Source organism: Vreelandella alkaliphila, from assembly GCF_016107625.1.
GTDB classification, from domain to species: Bacteria; Pseudomonadota; Gammaproteobacteria; order Pseudomonadales; family Halomonadaceae; genus Vreelandella; species Vreelandella alkaliphila.
This window is the reverse complement of the sequence record NZ_JABASV010000017.1, coordinates 42,535-54,190: the sequence shown is the minus strand read 5'-3', so window position 1 is coordinate 54,190 and position 11,656 is coordinate 42,535. Positions and strand designations below refer to the sequence as shown.

Sequence of the window (11,656 nt, the reverse complement as noted above, 5' to 3'; positions counted from 1 at the left end):
AGTTGGTAGAGCAAATGACTGTTAATCATTGGGTCGCAGGTTCGAGTCCTGCTCGGGGAGCCACTCTGTTTTTTATCTTCCAGCTTTGCTTTTCTCGTAAGCATTACCTGCGTTGCCGCCAGCTTATATCGAGCGATTGACATCTCAATGCTTTATTTATGATAACACTCAGTGCCCTCTGGCATTTGGGTGATTTTTTGTGCCTCTCGGTTGGCGGACGTATAGACTGTTTTGGATACTCATTATTTGGGAAGGTGCTCGTGGGAAAAGCTGTCGGTTTGCATGCGCTACAGGTATTTAAGTGTCTAAGTGACGAAACGCGGTTAATGCTGGTGCTCTTGATCGCCAAAGAGCAATCGTTGTGTGTGTGCGAAATGACCTATGCGCTAGAGGAGTCGCAGCCTAAAGTATCGCGTCATTTAGCCCAGTTGCGTCAGTGTGGATTGCTAATCGATCAGAGGGAGGGGCAGTGGGTATACTATCGCTTGTCGCCTGATCTGCCAGACTGGGTGCGGGCTACTATTGACGCTGGCGCCGAAGGTAGCGCAGTACGTCTCCAGGCGCTAGTCCTGCGGCTAGCGAAAATGGGCGACCGACCGGCACGGCGGGCAGCACTATGCTAATAACTAGCCAATAAAAAAACGCCGACCTTTGCTTTAGGTCGGCGTTCGTTAGTTAGCGCTTAGTAATTCGTTTAACGCTTAGCCATGCGTTGTGCGCCCTGAAGATGGGCGTAGTCGAGTAAGATTTCGGCGGCTTCTAGTACATGGGCGCGATCAACCGGCATGTCTTTATCCTTATCCTCCTCGTTAGCAGCGTCTGCTTCGCTACCTTCGGACTGCGAATTATCGCTGCGCGCATCCATCCACTCATCCAGCTCTGGCAGGTTTAAAGCGCGACGGCGTTGGTTTTCAAGTGAAAGCTGTTCAGCTTCTTGCGCTTCTAGCTCTCGTTGGCGCTGTTCGCGGTTCAGGCTGACGCTGGTGTGCTGTTCGCGTAGCTGGCGAGCCAATGTGGACTGGCGCTCTAGATAGCGGAAGTTAGGATTCTCGTTGGCACGTTCTTGGTGTTGAGAAGTCAGTGCGGCGAGGGTGTTTTCTGGGTCGCCATAGCGGCGGTATTGAACGTTCTGCACGGTATCCCAAGCAAGAGCATTATCTAGACTGCTTTCACCAATGCGTTCTGGGTCAATCAGGCTGGGGAATATAATGTCGGGTTCAACACCGCGGTTTTGGGTGCTATCACCTGAAATACGGTAAAACTTGGCACGGGTAAGCTTGATTTGACCATGGCTAAGATCATTGAGCGTTTGTACGGTGCCTTTGCCAAAGGTGGGGGCGCCTACCACAATGCCGCGGCCATAATCTTGAATAGCGCCAGCAAAAATCTCCGATGCTGACGCGGAAAGACGGTTAACCAGTACGGTTAGTGGCCCGTCGTAAGTCGTGCCTGCGTCGGTGTCGCCGTAGAGCTGAATGCGACCTTGGGCATCACGAACCTGTACGGTTGGGCCTCGGTCAATAAACAGGCCTATCAAGGAGTTGGCTTCTTGAAGTGCGCCACCGCCATTATTGCGAAGATCTAGGACAATACCTTCAATGCCTTCTTTCTTGAGGCTTTCAATTTCTCGAGCGACGTCGCGGGTGGTGCTGCGATACTCATCCTCACCGGCTTGCCAGGCATCGAAGTCGACGTAGAACGTCGGAATGTTAATCACGCCAATGCGATGAGGTTTGCCGTCTCGCTCAATGTTTATCACTTCGCTATGCGCTGCCTGATCTTCCAGGCTGACGGTGTCGCGAGTAATTTCAACAATTTGTGAGCGGGTCATGTCCACTGCTTGGGCAGGCACCACGTCCAGACGTACAACGGAGCCTTTAGGACCGCGAATCAGGTCGACGACGTTGTCCAGGCGCATGCCTACCACATTGACCATGTCGCCTTCTTCTTGGCCCACGGCAATAATTCGGTCGGCGGGTTCAAGCACGCCCGCTCGGTCGGCAGGGCCACCGGGAACCAGGCTGGAGACCTTAACGTATTCGCCATCAGCTTGAAGTAGTGCGCCGATACCCTCAAGTGAAAGGCTCATTTGAATATCAAACGATTCGCTTTGACGAGGGGAGAGGTAACTGGTGTGAGGGTCGATAGTGCTGGAGGCTGCCGCCATGATTAACCCAAAGACGTCTTCAGACTCTGACTGACGCAAGCGGGATAGTTGTCCTTCATAGCGCTGGCGCAGATTGTTTTCTATCTGCTCGTCATCTTGGTCGGTTAGAGCAAGCGTCAGTGCATCGTTTTTGAGCCGTTTGCGCCATAGTTCGTCTAATTCACTTTCGCGGGTTGCCCATGGGGCGTCTTTGCGATCAACCTCTAAGCGCTCGTCGCTATCGAATTCGAATGAAAGCCCTTCATCAAGACGTTCTAGCAACCACTCTAGGCGAGCGGTGTGGCGTTCGCTGAGGCGATTATAAAGTGCAAATGCATCGTCAAGGTCACCGTCGAAAAGTGCTTCTGCCATGTCGCGCTCTAAGTGGCGATAAGGCTCTATATCGCGGCTCAATAGGTAGGAGCGCTGGCCGTCCAGAATGTCTAGATAGCGTTGGAAAGCTTCCGCTGACCACTGCTCGTCGAAGTTAATATCGGCATAATGCCCATAGCGAAGTGAATCCGCTATTTCCTCTGCCGCTTGGCGTTGTTCGTCGGTCGGCTCAAGTTGCGCCAGCGCTGCTGGGCTGGCAATGACCAGCATCACAGCAAGGGCGACCGAGCGCGAAAACGTTGCAAACAAGCTCATCAGTCAAGCTCTCCCGGATTTGTGTACACTTATTCTTCCCTAGACCCGCAGATAGCCTATGAGTTGCGTAGGCCGAGGGAGCATTGTAGCAGGTCATTTAGCCTGTGATACTCAATCATTACTGTTATGAGGATTTCTATGTCCGAAGCTTTCAACGCGGACCGTGTAACGCGGCTATGTGATTTTCTGCATCAATCGCCTACGCCCTGGCATGCGACTCGCTGTATGGCGGAGCGTTTGGAGCAGGCGGGCTTTGTGCGTCTTGAGGAGACGGCTAACTGGCAGCTTGAGCCGGGCAAGCGCTATTACGTGACGCGCAATGATTCGTCAGTGATTGCATTTCAGCTGCCTGCTGAGAAGTTAACCAGCCTACGCATGTTGGGTGCGCACACGGACAGCCCGGGGCTGCGTTTGAAACCCAATGCCACCCATTATGCCGCGGGATGGATGCAGTTGGGGGTGCAAGTATATGGTGGTGTGTTGTTAGCCCCGTGGTTTGATCGCGACTTGGGGTTGGCAGGGCGTGTGCATGTACGTCACGCCGATGGTCATTTAGAAAGTGTGCTGCTAAATGTGGACCGGCCGATTGCCATGGTGCCTAGTTTGGCGATTCATTTAGACCGCGATGTAAACGCTGGGCGTGTTATTAACCCACAAACGCAAATGTCGCCTGTTGTGATGCAGAGTGATAGCGCGCAGCTTAGCGACTTATTGGCTGATTGGTTGGAAGAGCAGCATGGCCTGCGCGCTGTGGAAGTCGTTGACTTTGAGTTAGGGTTTTATGACGTACAACCGCCATCGTTGGTAGGGTTGCGTCAGGAGTTGGTCGCCAGTGCGCGGCTAGATAACTTACTGTCGTGTTTTGTGGGGCTCGAGGCGATGCTGGCGTGTGATGCTAGCCAGGGGGCCTTATTGGTTGCTAATGACCATGAAGAGGTGGGTAGTGCCAGTGCATGCGGTGCTCAGGGGCCTTTCTTAGGTGATGTGCTGAAGCGTTTAAATGCCCAGGTAGGTGGTGCGACTGAAGAGTCGCTGATTCAGCTGATTCAGTCATCGCTTATGATTTCATGCGATAACGCTCATGCTTTACACCCGAATTTCCAAGACAAGCACGATGAACGTCATGGCCCTGCAATTAATGGTGGCCCAGTTATTAAGGTAAATGCTAATCAGCGTTATGCCACTAACAGTGTAACGGGGGCGCTGTTTCGGGATGTGTGTCGTGAGGCAGATGTGCCCGTACAGTCGTTTGTTACTCGTTCAGATATGGGTTGTGGTAGCACTATCGGGCCGATTACGGCTACTGAGGTGGGCGTGCCGACGATTGATGTAGGGCTTCCTCAGTGGGCAATGCATTCAGTTCGCGAAACAGCAGGTACCCGAGATGTTGATTATTTGACCCAGGCGTTGACGGTGTTTTTGAATCGTTCTGATTTGTGCTGAGTACATTGCTGATCAATAACGAAAAAAGCCCGCTGACTGAGTCAGCGGGCTTTCAATATTCGTGTGGTGGCTACGCCCTGATTTGAACAGGGGACCCCATCATTATGAGTGATGTGCTCTAACCAGCTGAGCTACGTAGCCATTCAACGGGGGCGAATATTACTCAGTAGCCCGTCGTTCGTCAAGTGTTTCTTTTTTTGTTTATCAAGCGGCAGCTGATCAGACGTTAAAACGGAAATGAATAACATCGCCATCTTTAACGATGTAATCCTTACCTTCTAAGCGCCATTTGCCAGCATCTTTAGCCCCTTGCTCGCCATTGAGAGCGACAAAGTCTTCGTAAGCAACCACTTCCGCGCGGATAAAACCTTTCTGGAAATCGGTGTGAATCACGCCAGCGGCTTCTGGGGCGCTAGCGCCTTCTTTCACTGTCCAGGCGCGGACTTCTTTAACGCCAGCGGTGAAATATGTTTGTAGGCCAAGCAGGGCATAGCCTGCGCGAATGACGCGATCAAGCCCTGGCTCTTCCATGCCCATTTCTGATAGGAACATGCTACGTTCTTCGTCATCCAGCTCGGCAATCTCAGCTTCTAACTGGTTACATACCGGCACCACTGCAGCGCCTTCTTCTGCCGCAATCTCATTAACGATATCCAGGTAGGGATTGTTCTCGAAGCCATCCTCGTTAACGTTGGCAATGTACATGGTGGGCTTGAGCGTTAAGAAACCGAAGCTCTTAATCTGGCGCTTCTCATCTTCATCAAGACCAAAGCTACGCAGCGGCATACCTTCAGCGAGATGTGGCTGAATGCGGTCAAGAATGGCCTTGGTGGCAGTGGCATCTTTGTCGCCGCCTTTCACTGCACGAACGAGGCGTTGGCTGGCTTTTTCGACGGTATCCAGGTCGGCAAGTGCCAGTTCCAAGTTGATGGTTTCAATATCTGCCCGTGGGTCCACTTGGTTGGCAACGTGGATTACGTTGTCATTATCAAAGCAGCGTACGACATGGGCGATCGCCTGGGTTTCGCGAATATTGGCCAAGAACTTGTTGCCCAAGCCTTCGCCTTTGGATGCCCCGGCGACTAAGCCTGCGATATCGACAAATTCCATTGTTGTCGGCAGCACTTTTTGTGGCTTGACGATCTCCGCAAGCTTATCAAGTCGCGGGTCAGGCATTGGTACTATGCCTACGTTCGGCTCAATGGTGCAGAATGGGAAGTTTTCTGCATCAATACCTGATTTGGTCAGCGCATTAAAAAGCGTGGATTTGCCTACATTAGGTAGGCCGACGATACCGCAGTTAAAGCCCATAAATTACTTCCTGGCCGCTAGGGCAGCGCAACAAGGGAAGCGTCTGCCAATATTGAAAAAAGGGCGTGCTAGAACGCCTGATTATAAAGGTGCTTATTAAGTGTGCTGCTATTTTACGCTATGAAGGCGGTTCATGGCTTTAGCCCAGTCGCCAGAGAGTGCAAGTGGTAGCGTAGCTAGGCACTCATCCAAAGCGCTTTCAATGGCTTCCCGTTCGGCTTTGCCGGGTCGGCCTAGCACATAGTTAACGACCTGACGTGCTTCTCCTGGGTGGCCAATGCCAATTCTTACCCGATGAAACTGCTTCTGGTTGCCTAAGGCGCTAATAATGTCTCGCAAGCCGTTATGACCGCCATGGCCACCGCCGGTCTTATAGCGTGCCTGTCCTGGCGGAAGGTCTAGCTCATCATGAGCAACCAGTAAATTGTCAGGCGTTAGTTTGAAAAACTGTGCAAGCGCTGCGACGGCAGCACCGCTACGATTCATAAAAGTAGTGGGGTTGAGAAGGTGCAGTTCATGGTCGCCAACACGTGCTTTGGCGTACAGGCCCAAAAATTTCTTTTCCGGGCGAAGCTCTGTGTGCGCACTGCGTGCAATGGCGTCTACCAGCCAAAAGCCCGCATTATGGCGAGTTGCATCGTAATCTGCACCGGGGTTTCCCAGGCCAATAATGGCCGTTACCTGGCTCATTGTCCCACCTCATAAAAATTTCTAGACGAAATTTTCGACGTCATGTCAGGCCGCAAAAAAAAATCAAGCGCCGAAGCGCTTGATTTTATCATTCCTGAGCCATGCAGGCATGACCCAGGTGGCACTGAAAAGCATCAGTTGGCAGCGCCGAGAGCTAGCGCTTTACTCAGCGCTGGACTCTTCTTCGCCTTCACCTTCGCTCTCTTCATCATCACCGCCACGTACTTTTACTTTGGTGATGCTTAGAACGGCGTTGTCATGCTCTTCACCGTGAGACAGGTCAACAGACGTAACGCCTGCAGGCAAGGTCAGGTCAGACAGGTGAAGGGTGGTGCCCAGCTCGACGTTGCTGATATCAACTTCCAGGAAGTCCGGAAGATCTTTCGGCAAGCAGCTAATGGCTACTTCATTGGCCAGGACGTGCAGTTCGCCGCCTTGATCTTTGATGCCGACACACTTCTCTTCGCCAACGACGTGCAGCGGCACGTTCATGGTGATTTCGTGAGTAGCGTCAACACGCAGGAAGTCAGCGTGGGTTAACAGCGGCTTGAATGGGTGACGCTGTAGGTCACGAACAACCACTTGCTCTTCAGTACCGTCGATGACCAGTTTGATCACCGAAGAGAAGAAGGACTCGTCTTCAATCGCTTTGTAGAAAGCAGTTTTTTCTACAGAGATAGACTGAGCGCCTTTTTCACCGCCATAAACAACGGCCGGTACTTGTTGGTTCGCACGACGCAGGCGGCGGCTCGCACCTTTCCCCAGGTCGTTACGAACGCTGGCTTTCAGGATAAAATCAGACATTTAATTTGCCTCTTGGTTTAAGTAAGGAAACGCCGCCGACCGCGACCAGACGACGACGCTTCCAGGGCCCCAATAGGGGGCTACTGCGTCAGGCGATTAGTGGAACATCGCGCTAACGGATTCTTCGTTGCTGACTCGACGGATGGCTTCCGCGATGAGTCCGGCAACGCTCAGCTGGCGAATTTTTCCGCTGCGACGGGCAGTGTCGGAAAGCGGAATGGTGTCGGTCACGACAACCTCGTCCAGCACCGAGTTGGTAATATTGTCGACGGCAGGGCCAGACAATATCGGGTGTGTTGCATAAGCGACAACGCGTGCTGCGCCGTGATCTTTTAGCGCTTCGCCAGCTTTGCAGAGCGTGCCAGCGGTATCAATCATGTCATCGACAACCACACAGGTGCGGCCTTCGATTTCACCGATGATGTGCATTACCTGGGCCTGATTGGCCTGGGGGCGACGCTTATCAATAATGGCAAGATCCGCGTTAAGCTGTTTGGCGATAGCGCGAGCGCGCACAACGCCACCGACATCGGGAGAAACCACAACAAGGTCGTCATAGTTCTGGCGCTCGATGTCGTCCAGCAAAATGGGCGAGCCGTAAACGTTGTCAACCGGTACGTCGAAGAAACCTTGAATTTGGTCAGCGTGCAGATCCATCGTCATAACGCGATCAACGCCAGCTTTTACCATCATATCAGCAACAACTTTTGCTGAGATGGGAACGCGAGCTGAACGGACGCGACGATCCTGGCGTGCATAGCCAAAATAGGGAACGACTGCCGTAATACGGGCAGCTGAGGCGCGACGCAGGGCGTCCACCATCAAAATCAGTTCCATCAGGTTATCGTTCGTGGGGGCACAGGTGGATTGCAGGATGAACACATCCTTACCACGCACGTTCTCATTGATCTCGACCGCGATTTCGCCGTCGCTAAATTGACCGACCGTAGCATTACCCATACGGCTGTCTAAGCTCTCGGCAATCTTTTGAGCGAGTTCGGGATTGGCATTCCCGGTGAAAACCATCAATTTTGACACGCGCAGCCACCTTTGCAGTGTTGGGGATCAGGGGAGAAAACGCAGATCATAATTAGGTTGGCTGGGGTACCAGGATTCGAACCTGGGAATGCCGATACCAAAAACCGGTGCCTTACCACTTGGCGATACCCCAGCAATAAACCTAATGCGATGACCGGGCGCTTTCAGCGGCCCAGAGCATCTTGTAGGGGAGAGGTGTTGAGTCCGCGCGCTACCCATGAATGCCAATATTGACCTGCCATATGTGCGACGGCTTGCGCGGCTTGCTGTGAATCGAAAGCCGCAAACAAGCAGGCGCCGGTACCGGTCAACCGACTAGGTGCATGCTGCGTGAGCCAGTCTAATGCTTCCGCAATTGGCGGATAGCGTTTTTTGACGATAGCTTCGCAGTCGTTACGCCACTCCGGCGCTCCCCCCTGCAGTGCGCGCGCCATAGTAATGGGGAGGCTGTCGCGTGTCAATTCCGGGTCTTGGAAGATTGCTGGTGTTGAGACGCTAACACCTGGATGGATGACCACGAACCAGGGCGTATCTAGCGTGACAGAAGTAAGCTTTTCGCCAACGCCTTCCGCCCAAGCGCTGTGACCGTGAACGAATACCGGGACATCGGCACCTAGTGCCAACCCTAGTTTTGCAAGCGCTTCTCTACTTAGTCCTAGTTGCCATAGGTGATTCAACCCGACCAGGGTGGTCGCTGCATTAGAGCTTCCACCGCCAAGACCGCCTCCCATCGGCAGATTTTTTTCGATGGCGACTGAGACGCCTTGCTGAATGCCGCTTGCCTGTTGCAACAATTGTGCTGCACGTACAATTAAATTGTCGTTATGGGCAACGCCACTAAGAGTGTTGGAAAGCGTAATGGCGCTGTCAGTGCGTGGCGTGAAGGTAAGGTAATCACACAAATCGATAAACTGAAAAAGCGTTTGCAGCTCGTGATAGCCGTCTTGACGACGGCCTACGATATGCAACATGCGGTTTAGCTTAGCGGGAGCAGGCAGTGTCAACGCCGAGGGTGTTGCAGGCATGTGATCTCTCTACTGATCTAGGAGTCCGAGTTAGTGGATTGCCACTGATTGACGACCAGGGTGATGCGCAGGTCGCCGTAGTTCATCACTAGTCGACGAGGCAGCCACATGCCCTCTACTTGCTCCCAATCGCGGTAGTCGATCTCCCAACCATCTTGCTGTAAGTGGTTAGGGAAGCCGAGTTCGTCTGATTCCAACTGGTAGCTGGCGTGCTCGCCCGGTAGGCCTCGTACCCAGTTAGGCATGGCGCGAACCGGCAATGACCAGCCAAGTTGCTCTTCCATTAATGCTTCCGGTGTTTCGGCTTCAAAGCGACCATCGCTAGTGGTTAGCGAAAAGCGCCCTTCGCGACCTTCTAGCACGCTGCGTCCGCCGCCAAAGGGGCCACTGATTAGCATGCGGAAGTAGTGGGGGTGTTGATTCCAGTCTAGGTTGGCGCTGGTATTTTCCTGGGGGGTGCGCAGCCCTGCTTTGCCCACGAGTGTCCAGGTATCGAAGGCTTCAACGTCGGCTTGCTGGCGCTCCCATTGTCCAGCCTGACGTCCGCCATCGTCTACAGGCGCTTGGGTGGCGCATCCGGCCAGCGTTAACAGGGCAATACCGGCCAGTAACAAGCGAGTTGAGCGCCTGCAGATTGATAAACGGCTCGCGGGCAGGGAATTGGTCAACATAAACTGGCTCCATGTCAGTACTGCGTAAACTATCTTTCATAAGGGCATGCTTTTATAAGGGCATGCCGTATTAGGGCGTGCTTAACGGTGTTAGTTCAGGATGGCGCTCAAGTAAGTCATCAATTTGCGGGTGATAGCTTGCCCGTTGAAGAATGCGCTCAATAAGCTGGCGTGCTTCTTCACTGCGCCCTAGGGCATGAAGAACTTCGGCTAAATGAGCGGCAATTTCTTGATCAGGCACTTGTGCGTAGGCGCTCTCTAACCACGCAAGTGCATTGTCAGGCTGGCCGAGCCGGAAATAGACCCAGCCCATGCTGTCGAGTATTGCAGGGTTGTTGGGATCTGCTTCATAGGCACGCTCAATCAAATCACGTGCTTCTTCAAGACGACCCTGGAGGTTCAGGTCGGCAAGCGTGTAGCCTAATGCGTTTAATGCATCTGCATTATCAGGTTCGGTATGCAGTATTTGGCGCAGATCGCGCTCCATCGCTTCAATATCGCCCGTTTCCCACGCGCGCATTGCCCTTAAATAAAGCAGGCTGGTGTCATCTGGCGTACGAGCCAGCTCTCTATCAAGTAGTGCCATGGCATCTTCTTGCAGATTAAATTCATCCAGTAGCTGTATTTCTAGCATTACCAGCTCGCCGAAGTAGTCGTCATGGCGCATTCGCTCAACACGCAGCATAGCGCGAGCATCTAGCAGGCGATCATTTTCAATCAGCATACGTGCAGCGGCGGCTCGGGCCGGAAGAAACTCGTTGCCGTCTTGTACTTGCCGATAATAAAGCAGCGCGTTATCGACTTCTCCTTGGGATTGGGCAATGGCCCCCAATAAGAAGTAGGCAGTGTTAGGTACGCGTTCCTGACCAATCAGAGGTTGCAGTAATCGATACGCTGGCTCGCTATGGCCTTCTTCCAAATAGAGTTGGGCGAGAGCAATACGTAATTCTTCGTTACCACCATGCGTTTCTAACAACGTAGTGGTGTGTGCTTCCGCAGCGGTAATGTTGTTCAGGCGAATTTCAGCTTGGGCTAACATTAATATAAAACGGACATCATCGGGCGCTAAATCTAGCCCCCTTTGAGCGGCGTTCTGAGCACCACGATGATCTCCAGTCTCTAATGCTAGGCGCGCCTTAGCAAGCCACAAAGCGGCAGATTCAGGTGACAGCTGCGTTACTTGATCCAGATGCTGTTGCGCTTGACGTGTTTGCCCTAGTGCTGACTCGATCAGTGCGGCGCCAAGTAAAACATCGCTATGGAATTCATTTTTCTGAGCGCCAGGCTGGGCAAGATAATCGCGCAATGGTTGGATTAATAGGCTCAGTGGCGCCTCTTCGGCCACAGCCGCCTCAGAAAAAGCGGCTATTTCGCCATTGCCCCCTGCTTCGGTGATCGCCAGACGCTGCTCTAAGCTGTCCAGCCAGTCTCCGCGTTGCAATGAGAGGGTTGCCAGCAATCTGTTCGGCAGCTCTGCTTGAGGGGCTAATTCACGCCAACGTATCGCGGAGGCTTCCATTAATGCGACATCATTGCCAAAGCGTGCTGCAAAGGTGGCGCGCTCGGCTAACGCAGGGTTGCGATAGCGCCGGGACGCTTCCAGGTAGCCTTGGCTGGCGTAGCGATAATCGCCCCGTTGGCCAGCAATTTCTGCTGCTAGCAACGAGCGAAGACCCTCAGCATCCAACCCGCGAGTAATGGGCGGTGCTGATTGCATGGGATCATAAGCATCATTTTGAACCCCGTTCTCAAAGGAAGACGGGGAAAGCTGGCAGCCGCCCAGTAGTAGCGTTGCGGCCAAGGGCAGTAAGGGTAAACCCAGTAACGATAGGGGGTGACCCAGTAGTGTCGCGCGAAGGGGCATGCGTCTCTCGATCAGG

The 11,656-nt window shown here is 53.1% G+C and carries 10 protein-coding genes and 2 tRNA genes; 2 read left to right on the top strand and 10 right to left on the bottom strand.

What is annotated here, in order from left to right; genetic code table 11:
- The first annotated feature begins 260 nt into the window (after window positions 1–260).
- The gene (locus tag JFC11_RS17820) at window positions 261–623 is read left to right on the top strand and encodes a metalloregulator ArsR/SmtB family transcription factor (RefSeq protein ID WP_198350188.1); all 363 of its coding nucleotides are present in this window, start codon (window positions 261–263) and stop codon (window positions 621–623) included.
- A gap of 71 nt (window positions 624–694) precedes the next feature.
- Here JFC11_RS17820 and JFC11_RS17815 read toward each other — a convergent pair whose 3' ends face one another.
- A complete protein-coding gene (locus JFC11_RS17815) occupies window positions 695–2,794 on the bottom strand; it encodes a carboxy terminal-processing peptidase (RefSeq protein ID WP_198350187.1) in 2,100 nt (699 codons plus the stop codon).
- 138 nt (window positions 2,795–2,932) lie between these two features.
- Here JFC11_RS17815 and JFC11_RS17810 point away from each other — a divergent pair, with 138 nt between their 5' ends.
- The gene (locus JFC11_RS17810) at window positions 2,933–4,237 is read left to right on the top strand and encodes a M18 family aminopeptidase (RefSeq protein ID WP_198350186.1); all 1,305 of its coding nucleotides are present in this window, start codon (window positions 2,933–2,935) and stop codon (window positions 4,235–4,237) included.
- A 64-nt stretch (window positions 4,238–4,301) separates the two neighbouring features.
- Here JFC11_RS17810 and JFC11_RS17805 read toward each other — a convergent pair.
- From JFC11_RS17805 to JFC11_RS17765, 9 genes are all read right to left on the bottom strand, one after another.
- Window positions 4,302–4,378: transfer RNA gene (locus tag JFC11_RS17805), tRNA-Met, on the bottom strand.
- Window positions 4,379–4,456: 78 nt separating this feature from the next.
- Window positions 4,457–5,548 carry a redox-regulated ATPase YchF gene (gene ychF / locus JFC11_RS17800; RefSeq protein ID WP_038482699.1) on the bottom strand — a complete coding sequence of 364 codons (1,092 nt, stop codon included), beginning with the start codon at window positions 5,546–5,548 and terminating at the stop codon, window positions 4,457–4,459.
- Window positions 5,549–5,656: 108 nt separating this feature from the next.
- The gene (gene pth / locus JFC11_RS17795; protein ID WP_038482702.1) at window positions 5,657–6,238 is read right to left on the bottom strand and encodes an aminoacyl-tRNA hydrolase; all 582 of its coding nucleotides are present in this window, start codon (window positions 6,236–6,238) and stop codon (window positions 5,657–5,659) included.
- Window positions 6,239–6,400: 162 nt separating this feature from the next.
- Window positions 6,401–7,042 (bottom strand): 50S ribosomal protein L25/general stress protein Ctc, encoded by a 642-nt coding sequence (locus JFC11_RS17790; RefSeq protein ID WP_095602305.1) that lies wholly within the window; start codon window positions 7,040–7,042, stop codon window positions 6,401–6,403.
- A 96-nt stretch (window positions 7,043–7,138) separates the two neighbouring features.
- On the bottom strand, window positions 7,139–8,080 hold the full coding sequence (locus JFC11_RS17785; RefSeq protein WP_009722639.1) for a ribose-phosphate pyrophosphokinase: 942 nt from the start codon (window positions 8,078–8,080) through the stop codon (window positions 7,139–7,141).
- A 58-nt stretch (window positions 8,081–8,138) separates the two neighbouring features.
- A tRNA-Gln gene (locus JFC11_RS17780) sits at window positions 8,139–8,213 on the bottom strand.
- Window positions 8,214–8,244: 31 nt separating this feature from the next.
- Window positions 8,245–9,105, bottom strand: coding sequence for a 4-(cytidine 5'-diphospho)-2-C-methyl-D-erythritol kinase (ispE, locus tag JFC11_RS17775; RefSeq protein ID WP_038482710.1), 861 nt, complete (start codon window positions 9,103–9,105; stop codon window positions 8,245–8,247).
- Window positions 9,106–9,122: 17 nt separating this feature from the next.
- Entirely contained in the window at window positions 9,123–9,776 is a 654-nt protein-coding gene (gene lolB, locus JFC11_RS17770; protein WP_038482713.1) for a lipoprotein insertase outer membrane protein LolB, read from the bottom strand.
- Window positions 9,777–9,846: 70 nt separating this feature from the next.
- A complete protein-coding gene (locus JFC11_RS17765; RefSeq protein WP_038482716.1) occupies window positions 9,847–11,640 on the bottom strand; it encodes a tetratricopeptide repeat protein in 1,794 nt (597 codons plus the stop codon).
- Window positions 11,641–11,656: the final 16 nt, after the last annotated feature.

Coding starts and splice junctions, on each gene's coding strand:
- JFC11_RS17815 (WP_198350187.1), bottom strand. CDS start 2,794: ATGAGCTTGTTTGCAACGTTTTCGCGCTCGGTCGCCCTTGCTGTGATG.
- JFC11_RS17810 (WP_198350186.1), top strand. CDS start 2,933: ATGTCCGAAGCTTTCAACGCGGACCGTGTAACGCGGCTATGTGATTTT.
- ychF (WP_038482699.1), bottom strand. CDS start 5,548: ATGGGCTTTAACTGCGGTATCGTCGGCCTACCTAATGTAGGCAAATCC.
- pth (WP_038482702.1), bottom strand. CDS start 6,238: ATGAGCCAGGTAACGGCCATTATTGGCCTGGGAAACCCCGGTGCAGAT.
- JFC11_RS17790 (WP_095602305.1), bottom strand. CDS start 7,042: ATGTCTGATTTTATCCTGAAAGCCAGCGTTCGTAACGACCTGGGGAAA.
- ispE (WP_038482710.1), bottom strand. CDS start 9,105: ATGCCTGCAACACCCTCGGCGTTGACACTGCCTGCTCCCGCTAAGCTA.
- lolB (WP_038482713.1), bottom strand. CDS start 9,776: ATGTTGACCAATTCCCTGCCCGCGAGCCGTTTATCAATCTGCAGGCGC.
- JFC11_RS17765 (WP_038482716.1), bottom strand. CDS start 11,640: ATGCCCCTTCGCGCGACACTACTGGGTCACCCCCTATCGTTACTGGGT.